The sequence below is a fragment of the Mesorhizobium sp. M3A.F.Ca.ET.175.01.1.1 genome (assembly GCF_004791945.1).
Lineage (GTDB): Bacteria > Pseudomonadota > Alphaproteobacteria > Rhizobiales > Rhizobiaceae > Mesorhizobium.
The window spans coordinates 768,658-787,301 of sequence record NZ_SRTP01000001.1; the positions used below are offsets into that span (position 1 = coordinate 768,658).

Sequence of the window (18,644 nt, forward strand, 5' to 3'; positions counted from 1 at the left end):
ATGCATTTCCTATTCTATACCCACTCCGTCGTTTCCGACTGGAACCATGGCAACGCGCATTTCCAGCGGGGGATCATGCGTGAGCTCATCGCGCGCGGACATCATGCGTTCGCGCTGGAGCCGGCCGACGGGTGGAGCCGTTCCAACCTGCTGGCCGAGAAGGGATCCTTCGCCGTCGAGCGCTTCCGCAAGGATTTTCCCGAGCTGATGCCAGTGACCTATGACGGCGCGTTCGAACATGAGGCCTGGCTTGCCAAGGCCGACGTCGTGATCGTGCACGAATGGACCGATCCGGAGCTTGTCGCGCGCATCGGCCGGGCGCGAGCCAGTGGAGGCAATTTCACGCTTCTGTTCCACGACACGCATCACCGTGCCGTCTCCGCAACGCAATCGATCTCGGCGCTGAACCTCGACCATTACGACGGCGTCCTGGTCTTCGGCGAGGCTTTGCGGGAGAGCTATCTCCGGGCCGGCTGGGGCAAGCGGGCCTTCACCTGGCACGAGGCGGCGGACCACCGGCTGTTCGTGCCTTCACCCGATACCGATCGCGCCTCCGACCTGGTCTGGATCGGCAATTGGGGCGACGACGAGCGCAGCGCCGAAATCAGCGAGTTCCTGATCGGGCCGGCAAGCGAACCCGGCCTGTCCGGAACCGTTCACGGCGTACGCTACCCGCCCGAGGCGCTTGCCGCTCTCGCCAAAGCCGGCCTGCGCTACGAGGGCTGGATCGCCAATGCCGACGTCCCGCAAGCGTTCGCGCGGCATCGCGTAACGGTGCACATTCCGCGCCGGCCATACCGCGAAAGCCTGCCCGGCATTCCCACCATCCGCATGTTCGAGGCACTGGCCTGCGGCATTCCCCTCGTCTCCGCGCCCTGGTCGGACGTCGAAGGACTGTTCCGCGCGGGACAGGATTTCCTGTTCGCGCGCGACGGCGCCGAAATGCGTCGCCATCTTCGCGACCTGCTGCACGACCCAGAGCTTGCCGAGACGCTGGCCGCCTGCGGCCTCGAAACCGTGCTCGCAAGGCATACCTGCCGGCACCGCGCGGACGAACTGTTCGACATTCTCGCCGCATGCGGCAATCGCCAGGCACTTGATCGCGCACCGGCAAGGGAGGCCGCGGCATGAAAATCGCATTCTACGGATCAAGCCTGCTGTCCTCGTACTGGAACGGCGCCGCCACCTATTATCGAGGCCTGTTGAAAGCGCTTGCGCGGCGCGGCTACGATATCGTGTTCTTCGAGCCCGACGCTTTCGACCGACAGCGGCATCGCGACATCGAGGCGCCGGACTGGTGCACGGTCGTCGTCTACGAGGCGACGCCGCATGCGCTGATGCAGGTCGCGTCGCGGGCCGCGCAGGCCGATATCGTGGTTAAGGCGAGCGGCGTCGGTTTCGAGGACGAGGCGCTGTTGCGCGCCGTGCTCGACAATGCCCGCAGCGACGCGCTCACCGTGTTCTGGGACGTCGATGCGCCCGCAACGCTGGGCGAGTTGCGAAACGACGCCGACCACCCATTGCACGACGCGCTGAAACGGATCGGGCTTGTGCTGACCTATGGCGGTGGCGATCCCGTCGTATGGGAGTATCGGGCCCTGGGCGCGGCCGAATGCGTGCCGATCTACAATGCGCTCGATCCCGAGACGCATCACCCGGTCGCCACGAATCCGCGCTTTGCCTGCGACCTTGCCTTCCTCGGCAACCGCTTGCCGGACCGGGAGGCGCGGGTCGAAGCCTTCTTCCTGGAGCCCGCCCGCGCCTCGGCCGACCAGCGCTTCCTGCTCGGCGGCTCCGGCTGGGGAGACAAGCCGCTGCCGGCCAATGTCTCATGGCTTGGACATGTCGGCACGAGGGACCACAACGCCTTCAACGTCACGCCAAAGGCGGTGCTGAACATCAGCCGCGACAGCATGGCCGCCAATGGCTTCTCGCCGGCGACGCGGGTCTTCGAGGCGGCGGGCGCAGGCGCCTGCCTCATCACCGATGCCTGGCTCGGCGTCGAGCTGTTCCTGACCCCCGGCGAGGAGATCCTGATCGCCCGGGACGGCACGGATGTCGTCGAGATCATGCGCACCCTTTCGCCGCAGCGGGCGAAGGCGATCGGCGCTGCGGCGCTCCGGCGCGTTCTTGCCGATCACACCTACACGCTGAGAGCCGAGCTGGTGGACGTCATCTTCAAGTCGCATTTCGAACGCCCGACCGTGGAGGCTGCGGAATGACGAAGGCACTCGACATCGTTTTCCTCGGTCTTTCGCTGTCCTCCTCCTGGGGCAACGGGCACGCGACGACCTTTCGCGGACTGCTGAGAGGCCTGCATGAACTCGGTCACCGCATCACATTTCTCGAACGCGACGTGCCCTGGTATGCGCATCACCGCGACCTGCGCGATCCCGATTTCTGTACCTTGCGCTACTACGAGACCGTCGACGAGCTTCGCCGCAACCATCATCGAGAGCTGCAGCGCGCCGACGTGGTGGTCGTCGGCTCCTTCGTGCCCGAAGGCAAGGTGATCATCGACGAGCTCGCCTCGCTGTGCACGGGCCACTTCTGTTTCTACGACATCGACACGCCGGTCACCCTGGCCAGGATCGCCGAGGATGATTGCGACTATCTGGCCCGACGGCAGATTCCCTATTTCGACGTCTACTTCTCCTTCAGCGGCGGGCCGACGCTGGACCGCCTGAGATCGGAGTTCGGCGCGCAACGGGCCGAGCCGCTCTACTGTTCGGTCGATCCGGAACGCCATCACCGGATCGGAAGCCGGATCCAATGGGATCTCGGCTATCTCGGAACCTACAGCTCGGACAGGCAACCGGCGCTGGAAGCGCTGCTGCTCGAGCCGGCGCGACGGCTGCCCGAGCGACGCTTTGTCGTGGCCGGTTCGCAATATCCTGCCGATCTCGCCTGGCCGGACAATGTCGAACGCGTCGAACACCTGCCGCCCGCCGATCACGCCGCCTTCTACAGCCGGCAGCGCTACACGCTGAACCTCACGCGCGCGTCGATGATCGCTGCGGGCTGGTCGCCGAGCGTACGTCTCTTCGAGGCCGCGGCCTGCGGCACGCCGATCATCAGCGATCGCTGGGCGGGACTCGACAGCTTCTTCCCGGCCTCGGCGATCCAGACCGCCGCCAGTGCGGAACACGTGGTCCAGGCGCTGGTCGGGCAATCCGAGCGGGCCAGGCTCGGCATGGCCCGGCGCGCCCGCGAACTGGTGCTCGCAAGACATACCGGGGCCGCGCGGTCGCGCGAATTCATCTCGGCGCTGACGCGGCCTAACCAGACACATCAAGCGTTCGATCTGGATATCGAAAGCGCAGCATGACTGGCAGACAGGAGAACATAGAGATGCAGCGGTCAAGAAAGGCTCGACAGGCACGCACGGCGCTGGTCGCCGGCGGCGCCGGCTTCCTGGGTTCGCACCTGTGCGAGGCGCTGCTTGGTGAAGGCTATCGTGTGACCTGCGTCGACAATTTTCTCACCGGCCGAATGGAGAACATAGCTTCACTCGTCAGCCAGCCGCGCTTTCGGCTCATCGAGCAGGACATTTGCGCCCCGCTGGAACTCGGCGAGCCCGTCGAACGTGTCTTCAACCTGGCCTGCGCGGCCTCGCCGCCGCGCTACCAGGCCGACCCGGTTCACACGACGCGCACCTGCGTCATCGGAACGCTGAACCTGCTCGAGCTCGCCGCGAGCAACGGCGCCCGTTTCCTGCAGGCCTCGACGAGCGAAGTCTACGGCGATCCGGACCGGCATCCGCAGCGCGAAGACTATGTCGGCCATGTCAACTGCACTGGTCCGCGCGCCTGCTACGATGAGGGCAAGCGGACCGCTGAAACGCTTTGCTTCGACTATCTCAGGGCGCGCATGGCAGACGTCCGCGTCGCCCGCATCTTCAACACCTATGGTCCGAAGATGGATCCGGCCGACGGCCGCATCGTTTCCAATCTCGTCATGCAGGCGCTGGAGAAGCTGCCGCTGACGATTTTCGGCGACGGCCGGCAGACCCGCTCCTTCTGCTATGTCACCGACCTGGTGGATGGATTGCTGCGCCTGATGGATGTCGAACCCAATCCTCGCCAGCCGGTCAATCTTGGCAATCCCGGAGAGTTCACGATCCTCGAACTGGCCAGCCTGGTGCGCGAACTGACCGGCACGAGATCGGCGGTGAAGTTTCTGCCGCTGCCGCAGGACGATCCGCGCCGGCGCCGACCCGACATAGCCCGCGCCAAGGCGCTGCTTGGCTGGTCGCCCCAGGTACCGCTCAGGCAAGGATTGCTGCGCACGATCGCCTATTTCGCAGAACGCGACGACGGTGCGATGGAGCCCATCGCGGCGATCAACAAAGTGGGTGCGGGCAAAGTGCAGAATCTCCCGCTTTGAGAACACTGGACGCGCCATGCGTTCTTTCCGTCCCGGCGGAACAACCAACCGAGATTCTGGTTGGGCTTCACAACCGGCATGGAGGATGCAGCCGTGCAGCCGAAGCGATCAGCCAAGGACGTCGAGCAGATGGCAGCCATGGAGACCGCCGCCTTCCTGAGACGAGCCTCCATCACCTATCTCGAATGCTGCGTCAGCCTCATGATGACTCATCTCCAGCGCGAGGAAGTGGCCGCGATTTTGGAACAGGAAGCCGATATGCTGCGCAAGCTGGACTGAGCACCCTCGCCTCAGTCAAAGTCGCTCCAGGAAGCGAAGAAGCTCCGCTTCATAGCGCTTGACGAGGGCGGTCAGCCGGGTCTTTTCCTCGTCCGCCGCAGACCCTTCCGCCATCGTCCACAGCCCCAGCTGGAATGCGATGTAGCATGGCTCCAGGTAGTCGACCAAGCCGGGGTCGACGGGGCACGATGCTTCTGCCTCGACGCCTCGGACCAGCCGCATGAATTCGCTTTGAGACAGCTGGTATTCCACTCGGGCGCCGGCAATGTCCCAGGCGATGTCCTGGCAGCCGACAAGGTCGTGCGCGCGGCAGTGGTCGACCGTGTCCGTCTTCAAAAGAGTGCCGTCTGAACAGACCAGAAATTCCCAAGGATGCAGCCGTCCGTCGATCTCGACCCTTCGCTTTGACTCCGGCGTCGGCCGGTTGGCGAACCAGTCCCGCAAAGCGCTCGCCGGACCGCCCCCCAATGCCTCGGCGCAGTTGTGCAGCGCCATCCTTGCCAGCCCAGATGCCGACGCGCCGACCTCTTCGGATCTGAGATTGGCACAGCGCCAGCCGAGATAGCGACCAAGCCACTCGACCAGCCTGTCCCGGCTCACATCGGCCTGATCCAATCTGGCCGCGTCGATCCAGCGTTCTACCAGGAAGCCGTGGCAGAGACCGGCAATCGGCGGCCCGAAGCCCGCTTCATGGAGCGCTCCGGCCGTGCGCAGCTTGCGCCGCCCCGTCTCGCCGAGGCCAGCGAACTTGACCAACCAGCGCTCGCCACCCGCCGATGTGATGAACTTGCGCCGCTCGAAGCGGGCGAAGGACGGCGGCCACTGCTCGATTGGCTGAGGAAGATGCTTGCGCCATTCGCCACCGGAGATTTCGCGAAGTTGGATATCGGGCCTGCCGAGCAGACCTGCTGTCCATTGCCGCAGCGAGGGTGCTGCCTGCCCGTCGAAGGCGTGCTCGAAATCCGCGACGTGGCATCGGCAACGCGACCAGATATTGCGGATCTCTGGCGAAGCTTCTGCGCCCGGACCACCGCGATGGCTCGGGAACAGATGGATGCGATCAAGATCGACACCCTGCCCCGCCAACCATTGGACGACTGCACGGAAGGAGCTGCCGGAAAGGCCCGGGCCTTCGTCGACGATCGCGAATTTGGCTACCGAGTTGTCCCGCCAGCCGGCTATGAGGTCGGGACTGGCAGACACGCATCGGTCGAAGGGGTGCCCGATGGGGCGCAGGCTGACGGGCGGCGGCGCGCCAAGTGCGGCGGCGACCAGGGCGCCAAGTCCGAGACCAATGCTGCGGATGCCAATGACGCATGTGTCCGCATTGAGGCCGGACTGCTGTGCTGCGACGAGATAGGTTTCCGGGTAGAGTGCATAGAGCGCGTAGCCTTCGGCCGCGCCGGTCGCGATCTCGCCCACGCAGTCGAGACCGGCCAGCCTTTTTGTCAGGTCGGGGTCGAGCGCTTCGCGAACGGCAAAGCCGCCCTGCCAGGATCGCATCACTTCCTTGGCCAGCGCGACCAGGATCACTGCACCGCGCTGCTGGTCGGGTGAATTGATGTCGATGCCGCTGGCCTGGAATTGGGCATCCGCGAGACCCTGGATCAACTCCGAGACGGCGATGAACAGCTCCACCAGCGCCGCATGCCGTTCGATGCCGGGGTGCATGCGACCAATCTTTTCGAGCGCCTCGCAGGCTGCTTGCCTGAGCCGCCGCGCGTCGTGCGCCTGTTTGTGGTCGGCAAAGACGATCATGCCGCTCCTGCCTGGCTGTCTGGCCGCCAACGCAAAGCGCAGCATCTTTGATCCACGATCGGGCACCGTAATTTTTCCGCCTTCCAAGGAACATTCCGGGCTGCTTGCGGTTCGGCGACGAGGAACTTACCCCCAACAGCAGAGGCGGCTTCGTGACATCGAAGAAGGTTCGTATCGGCATCGTTGGCGTCGGCAATTGCGCATCCTCCCTTGTGCAAGGTCTCTCCTTCTACCGCAACGCGAAAAGCAACGAGCCTATCCCCGGGCTGATGCATGCCGACCTCGGTGGCTATCATGTCGATGCCATCGAAGTGGTCTGTGCCTTCGATGTCGCGAAGAGCAAGGTTGGGCGCGATGTGGCCGAAGCGATCTACAGCGCGCCCAACAACACCTTCCGCTTTGCCGATGCTGCCCCCACCGGAGCTCGCGTGGAGCGCGGCCCGACGCTCGACGGCATCGGCAAATATCTGCGCGACGAGATCGAAGAAGCGGACGAGCCGGTCGTCGACGTGACCGAGCGTCTTCGCGACAGCGGAGCCGAGGTGCTGGTGTCCTACCTGCCCGTCGGCTCGGAAGCGGCCACACACTTCTATGCCGAATGCGCGCTTCAGGCCGGATGCGCATTCGTCAACTGCATACCGGTCTTCATCGCTTCACGGGCGGAATGGCGCCGGCGTTTCGAGGAGCGTGGGCTTCCCCTTATTGGCGACGACATCAAGAGCCAGGTCGGCGCCACCATCGTGCACCGGCTGCTTGCCAATTTGTTCCGGGAGCGCGGCGTGCGCATCGACCGCACCTACCAGCTCAATTTCGGGGGCAACACCGACTTCCTCAACATGCTGGAGCGGGAGCGGCTGGAATCGAAGAAGATTTCCAAGACGCAGTCCGTCACCAGCCAGATCGACGTTCCGCTCGAAGCCGGCAACATCCATGTCGGCCCCAGCGATCACGTGCCTTGGCTGACCGATCGCAAATGGGCCTATATACGTGTCGAAGGCACGACATTCGGCGGCGTGCCGCTGAATGCCGAGCTCAAGCTGGAGGTCTGGGATTCGCCTAATTCGGCCGGCGTCGTGATCGATGCGGTGCGCTGCGCCAAGCTCGCTCTCGACCGGGGCATCGCCGGGGCGCTGACGGGACCTTGCAGCTACTTCATGAAGTCGCCGCCGGAGCAGTTCACCGACGCCGAAGCGCGTCTGCGCACGCTAGCCTTCATCGCCGGCAGGGACGAGCCGATGCTGGATGCCGCGGAATGACCACGACCTTCCTTCTCATCCGCCATGCGGCGCACGACAATGTCGGGAGCTATCTGGCAGGGCGCCTGCAAGGCATCAGACTCGGCCAGGCCGGGCAGGCGCAGGCTCTGCGTCTTGCCCGCCGCATGGCGCGGGAACCGATCTCTGCCATCCTGAGCAGTCCGCGTGAGCGGACCTTGGAAACCGCAAAGCCGATCGCCACAGCCTGCGACATCGAGAAGATCGGGATCTGCCAGGAACTGGACGAAATCGACTTCGGCGCCTGGTCCGGGAAGACATTCGAAGAGCTGAACGGAGACGCCCGCTGGCGCTTGTGGAACGACCAGCGCCAAAGCGCACGCACGCCGAGCGGCGAGACGATGCTGGCCGTGCAGGAACGGGTTGTCGGCCTGATGGACGAGACACGCCAAGACGCGCAGAACCAGGTCGTTGCGCTTGTCAGCCATGCCGACGTCATCAAGGCGGCGGTATGCAAGGTTCTCGGGCTGCAGCTGGGCGACTGCTTCCGCTTCGACATAGAGCCGGCCTCGCTCACCACCATCGTCAGCGGCGATTGGGGCTCGAAGCTCATCCGCCTGAACGAAGTCGCCTGACGGACGCTGCCGATGCGCATGGTCATTTTCGGTCTCACCGTCACGTCGTCATGGGGAAACGGGCATGCCACGCTCTGGCGCGGGCTGATCCGGGCGCTGGCGCCGCTGGGCTGGTCGATCAGCTTCTTCGAACGCGACACGCCTTACTACGCCGGCGCCAGGGATCTCGACCGGCTCGATGGCGGCGACCTGGTGCTCTATCCGGACTGGGAAGAGATACGCCGCGCCGCGGCCGTCGCAATCCGGCAGGCGGATGTGGTCATCATCACCTCCTACTGCCCGGACGCCGTCGAAGCATCGCGGCTTGCCCAGGAGAGCTGCCGCGGGCTGAAGGTGTTCTACGATCTCGATACACCGGTGACGCTGACGAGGATCGAGCAGGGCGAACACCCGGACTATTTCGGTCCGGAAGGCCTTCGCGACTTCGATCTGGTGCTGAGCTTCACCGGTGGTCCGGCGCTGGATGCGCTGAAGTCCATGCTGGGCGCGTGCCACGTCGTGCCGCTTTACGGCCATGTCGACCCTGACCGCCACCGGCCGGCACCGCCCAGGCAGGAATTTGCCGGCGACCTGTCGTACCTGGGGACCTATGCGGCGGATCGGCAGGCCGCTGTCGAAAAACTGCTGGTCGCGCCCGCAGCACGGATGCCTGATCGCCGCTTCATCATTGGCGGCGCGCAATATCCGCAGGAATTTCCGTGGGGCGACAACATCTTCTTCGTCAGGCATCTGCCGCCCGCTGACCATTCCGCCTTTTTCTGCTCGTCACGCCTGACGCTGAATGTCACGCGCGAGGCGATGGCGAGAAAGGGCTGGTGCCCCTCAGGCCGGCTGTTCGAGGCGGCGGCCTGCGGCGCGGCGATCATCTCCGACGACTGGCCGGGCCTGGACAGCTTCTTCGATCCGGGCAGGGAAATCCTTCTGGCGCATTCAACCGACGACGTTATCGCGGCGCTCGGCCTGTCGGACGGGGAGCTGGGCGCGCTGCGCCGCCATGCCCGCGAACGCGTCCTCGACGAACATACATCGGCCCGGCGCGCGTCAGAACTGGATCGGATCCTGGCCGATGCCGCCAGGACGCCGGCGGGCGAAGTCATGAAGGAAGCCGTCTGATGCTGGGTATTGTGCCTGCGGCGGGGCGCGGCAGCCGCATCCAACCGCTCGGCTTTTCCAAGGAATTGCTGCCGGTGGGCAGCCGGATGGACGGGCAGACGGAGCGCCCCTGCGCGGTCAGCGAATATCTGGTGCGGCGAATGGTGCGCAACGGCGTCGACAGGATCTGCTTCATCATCGGATCAGGCAAATCGGACATCCTCGAATACTACGCGGCCGGCTATGACGGCGCCGCCGCGATCTTCGTCGCGCAGCCCTCTCCGGTCGGCCTTTGCGACGCGATCTTCCGCGCTGCGCCGCTCGTCGCGCCGGACGAAACGGTCCTCATCGGCCTCCCGGACACGATCTGGTTTCCCGAGGACGGCTTTTGCCACCTGGCCGACGACCGGCTGTCCTTCCTCATGTTTCCGGTCGACCGCCCGGAGCTTTTCGATGCCGTGGTGGTCGATGATGACAGCCGTGTCGAGCAGATCCAGGTCAAGCAGCGCGACGCGGCGACGGACTGGGTCTGGGGCGCATTCAAGATGCCGGGCGGCATCTTTCACGAGCTCGCCGCCCTGTGGCGCGAGCGGGAGGGCCGCGACGAGTATTTCGGCACGCTGGTCAATGCCTATCTGGCTGCCGGCGGTGAAGCCTGGGGCGTGAAGGCAGGCACCGCCTATGTCGACGTCGGCACCTTCAACGGCTATCGGACCGCGCTCCGGCTGCTGGAAAACAACGAAGCGGCCGAAGTGGAAGGCACACCGGCCATCATGCCTCAGGGCCGCTCTCGGGTACCATCCTTTCCTGGCGAGGGAGGCTAGCCATGCTGCATTCCAATGCCGAAATACGCCGCCGCATCGACGCGCTCGGGCCGTGGTTCCACAACATGGAACTGGCCGGCGTTGAGACCGCTCCCGACCATTTCCTCGGCAATTATCCGCTGATCAAATGGCGCAAATTCGCGGATGCCATTCCGGCCGATCTGTCGGGCAAGTCCGTGCTGGATATCGGGTGCAATGCCGGCTTCTACTCGATCGAGATGAAGAAGCGCGGCGCCGATCGCGTGCTCGGCATCGACTTCGACGAGGGCTATCTGGCGCAGGCGCGTTTCGCCGCCGAGATCGCGGAATGCCAGATCGAATTCCGGCAGCTGTCGGTCTATGACGTCGGCGCGCTCGGCGAGAGCTTCGATATCGTGCTGTTCATGGGCGTGCTCTACCACCTGCGGCATCCGCTGCTGGCGCTGGACCTGGTCCGCGAGCACGTCGCGCGGGACCTGATGGTCTTTCAATCGATGCAGCGCGGCAGCGGCGACGTCCTCGCGCTCGAACAGGACTATCATTTCTGGATGCGGGAGCTGTTCGACCGGCCCGAGTTCCCCCGGCTGCATTTCATCGAGCATCGCTACGCAGACGATCCGACCAACTGGTGGATCCCCAATCGTGCCTGCACCGAGGCGATGTTGCGCAGCGCCGGCTTCGAGATCCTGCTTCACCCCGAAGACGAGGTCTATTTCTGCCGCGCGGCGGGCGAGCCTCAAGGGGGCGGCGCGGCATATCCATCGAAAGGACCGTCAGATGATTGAAGCGGCGATGATCTGGAACGAACCGAACAACAAGTCCCATTGGGACCCCGAGCTCGATCCCGACTGGAGCCGCTTCGCCCGGATGGCGACCCTGGCGGCCGAGGCGATCAGCTTGGAGAACCCGGCAATCACAAAAGTGCTCGGCGGCATCTCGCCGATCGATGCCGGATTCATCACGCGAATGAGGGAGTTCGGCGTGCTCGACCATGTCGATGCCGTGGCGGTGCACGGCTTCCCGCTCGACTGGAACCTCTGGCAGATCCACGAATGGCCGCAGAAGCTTGGCGAGATCGCGAGTGTGACCGAGCTGCCGATCTGGGTCAGTGAAGTCGGGGTCTCGACCTTCGGCGCCGAGGAGATCCAGGCCTGGGGCCTGCGCCGGACAGCCGAGCTGCTGCTTGCCATTGCACCGCGCGTGCAATGGTACAGCCTTTATGACCTGCCCAGCGCCTGGGAGGCGACGACGCGCCATCGCGAGGCGGAAGGTTCCTCCTACTACCGGCACTTCTACATGGGCCTGCTGCGTGAGGACGGCACGCCCAAGCCCGCTCTCGAGGAATTCGCCCGCCATGCCCCGGAGATGGGGCTGGTCCAGTGGTTCCATTTCGAGGATCACCGCCTGGACGATGCCGTCGCCTGGATGAAGCGGCTGGGGGTCACCAACCTGCGCACCGGGCTTTCCTGGGCCGACAGCTTCCGGCCGAACGCGCTCGATTGGTTCGACCGACAGATGGAGGCGCTCGCCGATTTCGACGTTACCGTCACCTTCTGCTTCACGCCCGAGCATCGAGGCGTTCAGCCGCATCACACCAGTCCGCCACAAGTTCCCGAGGAGTTTGCCGAGTTCTGTGCGGCCATGATCCGTCGCTACGCGCCGAGCATAAATGCTGCCGCGATGCCGGTGCGGCAGATCTCGGCGGCATGAGGTTCCAAGAGGAGTTTAGGCTCGACCGCCCATGACCCTCACGGTGCTCAACGTCGCCTACCCTCTCGCGCCCGTCGGGCCCGATGCGGTCGGCGGCGCCGAGCAGGTGCTGTCGATGCTGGACCGCGCACTGGTGCAGCAAGGCCATCGGTCGATCGTGGTCGCCTGCGAAGGGTCCCGGGCTGCCGGCATTTTGGTGGAAACACGCGCCGAAGCGGGGGCGCTCGACGAGGCGGCAAAGAAGCGGGCACAGCAAGCGCATCGCGCGGCCATCGCCGCCGCTCGCTCGCAGTGGCCGATCGACGTGGTGCACCTGCACGGCATCGACTTCGATACCTATCTGCCGGACGACGGCCCGACACTGGTGACGCTGCACCTGCCGCTTGGCTGGTATCCGCCTGAGGTGCTGGCGCGGTCGCGCGACGATCTATGGCTGCACGCAGTCTCCGAGGCGCAGCAGAGGACCGCGCCGCCCGGGTCCAGGCTGATAAAGCCCATTCCCAATGGCGTCGACATCGAGGCCCTGAGCCACCCGCGCTCGCGGCGCAATTTCGCGCTCGTTCTGAGCCGCATCTGTCCCGAGAAAGGCATCCATCTGGCGCTCGATGCCGCCAGGCTTGCCGCGATGCCTTTGGCGATCGGCGGTCAGCTCTACGCTTATGAGACACATGTCCGGTATTTCACCGACGAGATCAGGCCTTGCCTCGGCAGGCGACGCCGCTTCCTCGGGCCCCTCGGTTTGTCTGCCAAGCGACGCCTGCTCAATGCCGCGCGCTGCCTGGTGATCCCAAGCCTCGCGGCGGAAACCAGCTCGCTGGTCGCCATGGAAGCGCTGGCCTGCGGCACGCCGGTCGTCGCCTTTCCCAATGGCGCGCTGCCCGACGTCGTCGAACACGGCAAGACCGGCTTTCTCGTCGACGACGTCGATCAGATGGCGAAAGCCATGGTTGCTTGCGCGGAGCTGGACCATGACACATGCCGGGCCGAGGCGCGCCGCCGCTTCTCGCTCGAACGCATGGTTTCGGCCTATATGGATGCCTATCGCAAACTGGCGCAGCTCGGCGCCCATCATACGTGGCAGGGAGCCGCCCGGTGAGCGGGCTTTGTGCCGAGATCATTCGCGAACAAGATGCGCTCGAAGGCCTTGAAGCGCCTTGGTGGCGGCTGTGGTCGCAATGCATCTCCGCGACGCCTTTCCAATCTCCAGCCTGGCTGCTGCCCTGGTGGCAGGCCTTTATGCCGGGCGATCTCGCGGTTGTTGCGGTGTGGAGCGGAACGGACCTTGTCGGGTTGGCGCCGCTCTACCTCGAGCGACACGCCTCGGGGTCGCGCCTGCTGCCGATCGGAATCTCGCTGAGCGACTATCTCGACATCCTGTGCATGCCCGGACAAGCGGCGGCGGTGAACGCTGCCATCGCCGGCGCAGTGCTCCGGCTCGAATGGTCGTCATGGATCCTGCCGGACCTTCCGCCAGAAGCCGCTTGCTCGAGCCTTGCGCTGCCGGATGCCGTGGAGAGCCTATCCGCAAGCCACGCCGCGTGTCCGGTGCTCCCGCTTACGTGTGACGAGACGCTTGCAAGCCTGGTCCCGGCGCGGCGCAGGCGCCAGTTGCGTCGCGCATGGAGAGCCGCGCAACGAAGAGGATCAGTAATCATCAGACGCTGCGAGACCGATCCGGAGACATTCCTCGATCATCTGATCCGTCTGCACGGCTCCCGCTGGGCCGGACAAGGCGGCGGCGTGCTGGCGGACCCTTGTGCGGTGAAGTTCCATCGGACTGCCCTTCCTCGACTCGCCGCCAATGGCCTAGCGCGCTGCTGGCTGATGGAAATCGGCGAGGCTGTCGTCGGCGCCTATTATGGCTTCCATCATCGCGGCCGCGCCTATGCCTATCTCGGCGGGTTCGATCCCGGCTACGCGGAGGAAAGCCCCGGCGCTATCCTGATCGGCGAGGCAATTGCAGAAGCCGTTCACGAGGGCGCTCGTGAGTTCGATTTCCTGCGCGGGCGAGAGAGCTACAAATATGGCTGGGGTGCCGTCGACCGCTGGACGCAGCAACGGGTCTGGACCCGGAGCGCACCGTCGTGAGCGCAGCAACGCAAGAGCCGAAGGCCGCAAGGCGCGTCCTCGAGGAATGCATGTCAGATGGCGTCTGCGCCGAAGTTGCACTCGCCAGGCTGGCAGCCTGCGTCGAGCCGGAGATCGGGGCGGCAGAACTGGCGAAGATCGCGATGGAGCTGCGCTCAAGCCAGTTCGGGTGGAGGAACTGGCTCGAGGACATCGCGGCGTTGCTCGCGACCAAGCCCGATGTCTTCGACCAACTCCGCGCGACGGCGGCCTCGGTATGCCATGAGCGCCCGGATGGCGAGACGGCTGCCATGACCATCGAACGGCTGGCCAGCGGCTTCGACCGGGCGGCCGCCATCTCTGCGCCCGCCAGCGTGCAACTGTCGTCGCTTGGCGATGAGGAAAAACTCTGCGCGGCTACAGCCGAGATCTGCTCCTGGCTGGAACAGCAAGGCTTCGGCGGCACAGGCAAGGCAATTCTGGACATCGGTTGCGGGATCGGCCGGTTCGAAGCCGCGCTTCACGCCAAGGTGGGGCACATTGTCGGCACCGACATTTCCTCCAACATGATCGCCATCGCGCGACAGCGATGCGCCGGCCTTGCCACTGTGGAGCTTCGCCGGGCCTCCGGCTTCGGCCTCGACGATTTCGCCGACGAAAGCTTCGATGGCGTGCTGGCGGTCGACAGCTTCCCCTATCTGGTGCTCGCCGGTGTAGCCGAGCGGCATTTCGGCGAGATCGCGCGGGTGCTGCGGCGAGGCGGAATGGCCGCAATCCTCAACTATTCCTATCGGGAAGCAGGCGCCCGAGACCGCTGCGATGTTCGCTCCTTGGCCGATGCGCACCGCCTGGACGTCCTCATCGCCGGCGAGAAGCCGTTCAGCCTTTGGGACGGCGCCGCCTTTCTTGTGCGTCGGGGCTGCGGAACATAACGGAGGAAGAGAAGTTCGGACCCCAGGACCAGGTTAGCGGCGAAAGCGAACCACAGGAGAAGGCGATGGCGTCCGGCGGCAAGAAGCACATGGGGCGCGGCAGCCAAGGCAAGGGTTCCGGCAGCGGAGCGAAGACCAACCTTCCCAAGGACATGGTTGGTGAAAACGACGTCCTGTCGAACCGGGACAAGAAGCAGCACTCCGAGCAACGCGGCCTCGACGGCAACCGGACCAAGTCCGATCAGTATCAGGATCATGCAGCCAACCGGTTGCCCGAGGAGTAGGCTCGGTCGGCTGATCGAGCCTCGGCGCTTGCGCGCGACGGATCTCGCAAACCGGGAGCTTCGGGCAGCGGAATTGGCACTGGAGAACAATCCTGTGCAGAGCCGAAATCGGATCGGCCCTGCGGCTGGAACCGCCTTGCAAACTGCGTCCGTCTATGGTCTCAGTGAATTTGAAGAGACCTCATTTGTTAAGAGAAAGCGATGTCTCGCGCGAGCCACGGCGATCTCGGCCCTCAGGCGAGCCTGGGCATGGACCAGGAGATTGCCTCACTGTTGTCCGCCATTGAGCAGGAAAAGGTTCCTGATCGCCTCACCAAGCTCGCGATCCAATTGCAGAACGCGTTGATCGAAAAGCGCAGGCGCGAGACGACAAACTGACCCCCGACAAAACGTCACTTGTCAACGTCGCCTGGCAGCCTCCAAATCCCAATGATCCTCCGATAGATATTGGCGCCTTTCGACCAAGGTTTGCGGCGAGCTCTCGCCGAGGAATTCCAGAACACCCGCACGCGCGCGGTTGAGCCGGCTTTTCACAGTGCCGACCGCGCAGCCGCAAATCTCCGCCGTTTCCTCATAACTGACGCCCAGGACGCCGATCAGCATCAGCACTTCGCGCTGGTGCGAGGGAAGCTTCTGGATGGCCCGGTGGACTTCCCTGCTCTGTACCGACCAATCTTGGGACGCTTCCGAAATCGGCCGGCTGGAAGCGCAGTCGAGCAGGCCGGGCGCCTCCCTGGCCGCTGCCTTGATACGTGTATAATGGGTGTTGCGCATGATGGTGAAAAGCCATGACTTCATGCGCGTTCCCGGCTCGAACTTGTCCAGATTAGCAAGCCCCTTGGTCAGCGTTTCCTGAACCAGGTCATCGGCATCGTCCGGCATCCGGCAAAAGGTCCGCGCGAAAGCTCGTAACGCAGGGATGAGATCGACGATGGATATTCCCTCTGCCTCGCGGCTCCGCGTCACATGATCTCCGGGTATCAATGTTCTGGCCCCAGGAATGGTGGTTGATAATCGCAGATTAGGCAGAATGCGTGAGGATAAGGATCGTTCCTGTCTGATTGCACCTCGATCGAACTTGTGATCGGCCGCAACAAAACGGCTCCAGGAACTCAGAAATTCCTGAAATCGCCTCGCGCTCGGACGGAGCCACGAGACACGGTTTAAATCCTTGTTTCGATGTCGTTCTCGCGCACCAACACTGCTGGGCGGCATGCGTCAGATGAACCAGGTTGCCACAAGGCCGATTGAGGCTGCAAAGATCGCAGCCGTTGTCACGCCGCCGAGGAGATTGGTGACGCGGCTGTTGGTCTTGTCGCCCATGATCCTGCGGTTGTTGGTCATCAGCAGGATCAAGAGCAGCAGCGGCGGGGTGGAAAAGCCCTGCACGATTCCGGACCAGACCAGGGCTCGCATGGGATTGAAGCCGAGAAAGTTGAGTCCGACCGCAATGAGTGTGAAGGCTGCGGTCGCCAGGTAGAAACCCGGCGCTTCGCGCGGTTTGGCGCTCATGCCGTGCTTCCAGCCCAGGGCCTGCGCGAGATCGAAGGCTGCGCCGGTCGTCATGACCGGCACCGCCAGGAAGCCCACGCCGATCACGCCCGCGGCAAAGACGATGCCGGCGGCCTCGCCCGCAAGGGGGCGCAGCGCCTCGGCCGCCTGCGCAGCGGTGTCGATCTCGGTATGGCCGGCTTGGTGCAGCGTCGAGCCTGTCGACAGGATGATGAAATACATGATGAGGTTGGAGAACGTCATTCCGATCAGGATGTCATGGCGCGAGCGCCGCAATTCCGCATGGGTCGCGCCCTGGCGTTGTTGAAGAGTGGTTCTTCCTTTCGCGATCTCCTCTTCCACCTCCTGGTTGGATTGCCAGGTGTAGAGATAGGCGGACAGGGTCGTGCCGATGATGGCAACGAGGATCGACAGGTATTCGCGGCTGAACTCGATCTTCGGCAGAAAGGTGCCGAGCAGAACGGGCATCAGCTCCGGCTTGGCAAGAACGGCCGAGACCACATAGGCCAGCAGCGCCAGCGCCAGCACCCTGGATACGTTCCTCAGAAGCTCGTAGGAGCCGAAAACCTGCATCGCGAAGATGAAGGCGGCGACGAAGACGACAATCAGCGACGCCGGCAAAGGCACAAAGAGGTTGATCGCCGCCGACATGGCTCCGAGATCCGCGGCCGCCTCGATCGTGTTGCCGATCAGGACGCCGACCAGAACCGACCACAGCAGCCACCGCGGATAGAAATCGGCGATCACCTGGAACAGACCACGTCCCGAAACCTGACCGAGCTTCGACGACAGGTAGACGACGGTGTACATCATCGGCAGCGTGACGGGCGCGGTCCACAGCAATTCGGGCCCGAACCTCGCTCCGGCGCTGGCATAGGTTCCGATTGCCGAGCAATCGTCGTCGGCGGCGCCTGCGATCAACGCCAGACCGACGGACCGACCGATACTCCTGCCCTCTCGCTTGTCCACGCTGCCGTCCATAACAACAAGCCTGCCGGCAGCAGAGACACGGGTCGACCGATGCTCGATGGGCGGTGAGCCCGCCTGCCAATGCAAGGCCGAACAGCGCGGCGAGCGGATTGTTCCGTGAAGTTTGTTCGGCTTCGACCAGCGTCGAAGCTGCATCGTCAGGTCACAAGTTGGCAGACGTTGGCGGTGGCACTTGACGGCACGTGAGCATAGGCGGGTCCGCGCGACCGCGGCTTGCGAAGCTATTCACGCCAATCGTCAGAGCCGCTCCGGGCGATGAGACATGGGATGCCAGACCAGACGGCTCAGGCTGCCGAGACTTTCAACTGCGGAACGACCCGATCGCGAATGAACGGCACCTGCCTACCCCGCTTCACAAGCAGCGAGTGACCGATCCCGAGTATCTTGCGCACGCTCGCCAGCGCCGCTTCGTTCACCTCGATGTAGGCGACGATGTACCATTCGCCGTTTTCTTCCCTGGCCATGCCCAGCGGTTCGGCGTGCCATTTGAGCGCGCTGTGGTGGGGCATGAAGTAGGTTTCCTGGACGCCGCCGACGGCGCCCAGGCCCTCGTCGAGCGCGTATTCCATCACCGCGCAGCAGAGCTGTGTCAGCGTGCCACGCAGCCCGGTCGCGCGCTTGTCGGGAACGACGAAGGTGCGGGTCCATTCGGCCCAGTCGGGGCGCCGCGGGACGCCCGACTTCTCACACATATGAGGAAAAACCTCCGAGACCATGTGCGGCTCGCTCGTTGGGATTAGTCGAGCCGAGGTCACGACGCGCCCGTCTTCGATACCGAGCAAATAGGTTGCTGCATCCGTATCGAATTGGTCTAGTTCACGACCATCTGGGCTCGGAGGGCGCCAATGTTTCTGATGCACGAAAAAATCGTGCCGGCGGCGCAAAAACTCGTCGAATTCCTTTTCGTAGAGATGCTTGTTATGCGCATTGACGACATGAGCCGCAATCATCGCACGATCCCCCGATCGATCTTTGGGGGATG

At 64.2% G+C, this 18,644-nt stretch carries 20 protein-coding genes; 16 read left to right on the forward strand and 4 right to left on the reverse strand.

Annotated elements, in window-relative coordinates; translation table 11 throughout:
• Genes EN818_RS03910 through EN818_RS03930 form a run of 5 tightly spaced genes read left to right on the forward strand, consistent with a single transcriptional unit; the run spans position 1 to position 4,665 of the window.
• Complete coding sequence (locus EN818_RS03910) at positions 1-1,131, forward strand: glycosyltransferase (RefSeq protein ID WP_095808353.1); 1,131 nt, start codon at positions 1-3, stop codon at positions 1,129-1,131.
• On the forward strand, positions 1,128-2,222 hold the full coding sequence (locus EN818_RS03915; protein ID WP_095808354.1) for a glycosyltransferase: 1,095 nt from the start codon (positions 1,128-1,130) through the stop codon (positions 2,220-2,222). Before EN818_RS03910 ends, EN818_RS03915 begins: the two co-directional genes overlap by 4 nt.
• On the forward strand, positions 2,219-3,328 hold the full coding sequence (locus EN818_RS03920; RefSeq protein ID WP_095808355.1) for a glycosyltransferase: 1,110 nt from the start codon (positions 2,219-2,221) through the stop codon (positions 3,326-3,328). Before EN818_RS03915 ends, EN818_RS03920 begins: the two co-directional genes overlap by 4 nt.
• A 23-nt stretch (positions 3,329-3,351) precedes the next feature.
• Positions 3,352-4,386, forward strand: a complete 1,035-nt coding sequence (locus tag EN818_RS03925; protein WP_095808412.1) for a UDP-glucuronic acid decarboxylase family protein — start codon at positions 3,352-3,354, stop codon at positions 4,384-4,386.
• Positions 4,387-4,446: 60 nt separating this feature from the next.
• Entirely contained in the window at positions 4,447-4,665 is a 219-nt protein-coding gene (locus tag EN818_RS03930; protein WP_245420543.1) for a hypothetical protein, read from the forward strand.
• A 15-nt stretch (positions 4,666-4,680) separates the two neighbouring features.
• Here the strand turns inward: EN818_RS03930 and EN818_RS03935 are convergent, their stop codons facing one another.
• On the reverse strand, positions 4,681-6,468 hold the full coding sequence (locus EN818_RS03935; RefSeq protein WP_245454791.1) for a hypothetical protein: 1,788 nt from the start codon (positions 6,466-6,468) through the stop codon (positions 4,681-4,683).
• Between the two features lie 107 nt (positions 6,469-6,575).
• On the opposite strand from EN818_RS03935, the gene EN818_RS03940 reads away from it, so the two are divergent.
• From EN818_RS03940 to EN818_RS32555, 11 genes are all read left to right on the forward strand, one after another.
• Positions 6,576-7,679, forward strand: a complete 1,104-nt coding sequence (locus tag EN818_RS03940) for an inositol-3-phosphate synthase (protein ID WP_095808414.1) — start codon at positions 6,576-6,578, stop codon at positions 7,677-7,679.
• Positions 7,676-8,272, forward strand: coding sequence for a histidine phosphatase family protein (locus EN818_RS03945; RefSeq protein ID WP_095808357.1), 597 nt, complete (start codon positions 7,676-7,678; stop codon positions 8,270-8,272). Before EN818_RS03940 ends, EN818_RS03945 begins: the two co-directional genes overlap by 4 nt.
• Before the next feature lie 12 nt (positions 8,273-8,284).
• A complete protein-coding gene (locus tag EN818_RS03950) occupies positions 8,285-9,385 on the forward strand; it encodes a glycosyltransferase (RefSeq protein ID WP_095808358.1) in 1,101 nt (366 codons plus the stop codon).
• On the forward strand, positions 9,385-10,188 hold the full coding sequence (locus tag EN818_RS03955; protein ID WP_095808359.1) for a sugar phosphate nucleotidyltransferase: 804 nt from the start codon (positions 9,385-9,387) through the stop codon (positions 10,186-10,188). Before EN818_RS03950 ends, EN818_RS03955 begins: the two co-directional genes overlap by 1 nt.
• A 2-nt stretch (positions 10,189-10,190) precedes the next feature.
• Positions 10,191-10,952: a TIGR04290 family methyltransferase gene (locus EN818_RS03960; RefSeq protein ID WP_129552787.1), complete on the forward strand. Its 762-nt coding sequence runs from the start codon at positions 10,191-10,193 to the stop codon at positions 10,950-10,952.
• The gene (locus EN818_RS03965) at positions 10,945-11,877 is read left to right on the forward strand and encodes a beta-xylosidase (RefSeq protein WP_095808361.1); all 933 of its coding nucleotides are present in this window, start codon (positions 10,945-10,947) and stop codon (positions 11,875-11,877) included. The genes EN818_RS03960 and EN818_RS03965 overlap by 8 nt, the downstream gene beginning before the upstream one ends.
• 31 nt (positions 11,878-11,908) lie before the next feature.
• Positions 11,909-12,973 (forward strand): glycosyltransferase, encoded by a 1,065-nt coding sequence (locus tag EN818_RS03970; RefSeq protein WP_095808362.1) that lies wholly within the window; start codon positions 11,909-11,911, stop codon positions 12,971-12,973.
• The gene (locus EN818_RS03975; RefSeq protein WP_095808363.1) at positions 12,970-13,965 is read left to right on the forward strand and encodes a GNAT family N-acetyltransferase; all 996 of its coding nucleotides are present in this window, start codon (positions 12,970-12,972) and stop codon (positions 13,963-13,965) included. Before EN818_RS03970 ends, EN818_RS03975 begins: the two co-directional genes overlap by 4 nt.
• Positions 13,962-14,876 (forward strand): class I SAM-dependent methyltransferase, encoded by a 915-nt coding sequence (locus tag EN818_RS03980; RefSeq protein WP_165349845.1) that lies wholly within the window; start codon positions 13,962-13,964, stop codon positions 14,874-14,876. Before EN818_RS03975 ends, EN818_RS03980 begins: the two co-directional genes overlap by 4 nt.
• 65 nt (positions 14,877-14,941) lie before the next feature.
• Complete coding sequence (locus tag EN818_RS03985; protein WP_095808364.1) at positions 14,942-15,160, forward strand: hypothetical protein; 219 nt, start codon at positions 14,942-14,944, stop codon at positions 15,158-15,160.
• A gap of 201 nt (positions 15,161-15,361) precedes the next feature.
• On the forward strand, positions 15,362-15,538 hold the full coding sequence (locus EN818_RS32555; RefSeq protein WP_095808365.1) for a hypothetical protein: 177 nt from the start codon (positions 15,362-15,364) through the stop codon (positions 15,536-15,538).
• 21 nt (positions 15,539-15,559) lie between these two features.
• Here the strand turns inward: EN818_RS32555 and EN818_RS03990 are convergent, their stop codons facing one another.
• The 3 genes from EN818_RS03990 to EN818_RS04000 form a co-directional block, all read right to left on the reverse strand.
• Positions 15,560-16,126: a sigma-70 family RNA polymerase sigma factor gene (locus EN818_RS03990; protein ID WP_280952470.1), complete on the reverse strand. Its 567-nt coding sequence runs from the start codon at positions 16,124-16,126 to the stop codon at positions 15,560-15,562.
• Positions 16,127-16,378: 252 nt separating this feature from the next.
• Complete coding sequence (locus EN818_RS03995) at positions 16,379-17,641, reverse strand: Nramp family divalent metal transporter (protein ID WP_245518794.1); 1,263 nt, start codon at positions 17,639-17,641, stop codon at positions 16,379-16,381.
• A gap of 305 nt (positions 17,642-17,946) precedes the next feature.
• Entirely contained in the window at positions 17,947-18,612 is a 666-nt protein-coding gene (locus tag EN818_RS04000; protein WP_095808367.1) for an acyl-homoserine-lactone synthase, read from the reverse strand.
• Positions 18,613-18,644 lie beyond the last annotated feature (32 nt).

Bases quoted from the DNA above. Each gene is read 5' to 3' on its own strand.
- EN818_RS03910 (WP_095808353.1), top strand. From the start codon at position 1: ATGCATTTCCTATTCTATACCCACTCCGTCGTTTCCGACTGGAACCAT.
- EN818_RS03915 (WP_095808354.1), top strand. From the start codon at position 1,128: ATGAAAATCGCATTCTACGGATCAAGCCTGCTGTCCTCGTACTGGAAC.
- EN818_RS03920 (WP_095808355.1), top strand. From the start codon at position 2,219: ATGACGAAGGCACTCGACATCGTTTTCCTCGGTCTTTCGCTGTCCTCC.
- EN818_RS03925 (WP_095808412.1), top strand. From the start codon at position 3,352: ATGCAGCGGTCAAGAAAGGCTCGACAGGCACGCACGGCGCTGGTCGCC.
- EN818_RS03935 (WP_245454791.1), bottom strand. From the start codon at position 6,468: ATGCTGCGCTTTGCGTTGGCGGCCAGACAGCCAGGCAGGAGCGGCATG.
- EN818_RS03945 (WP_095808357.1), top strand. From the start codon at position 7,676: ATGACCACGACCTTCCTTCTCATCCGCCATGCGGCGCACGACAATGTC.
- EN818_RS03950 (WP_095808358.1), top strand. From the start codon at position 8,285: ATGCGCATGGTCATTTTCGGTCTCACCGTCACGTCGTCATGGGGAAAC.
- EN818_RS03955 (WP_095808359.1), top strand. From the start codon at position 9,385: ATGCTGGGTATTGTGCCTGCGGCGGGGCGCGGCAGCCGCATCCAACCG.
- EN818_RS03960 (WP_129552787.1), top strand. From the start codon at position 10,191: ATGCTGCATTCCAATGCCGAAATACGCCGCCGCATCGACGCGCTCGGG.
- EN818_RS03965 (WP_095808361.1), top strand. From the start codon at position 10,945: ATGATTGAAGCGGCGATGATCTGGAACGAACCGAACAACAAGTCCCAT.
- EN818_RS03970 (WP_095808362.1), top strand. From the start codon at position 11,909: ATGACCCTCACGGTGCTCAACGTCGCCTACCCTCTCGCGCCCGTCGGG.
- EN818_RS03985 (WP_095808364.1), top strand. From the start codon at position 14,942: ATGGCGTCCGGCGGCAAGAAGCACATGGGGCGCGGCAGCCAAGGCAAG.
- EN818_RS32555 (WP_095808365.1), top strand. From the start codon at position 15,362: ATGTCTCGCGCGAGCCACGGCGATCTCGGCCCTCAGGCGAGCCTGGGC.
- EN818_RS04000 (WP_095808367.1), bottom strand. From the start codon at position 18,612: ATGATTGCGGCTCATGTCGTCAATGCGCATAACAAGCATCTCTACGAA.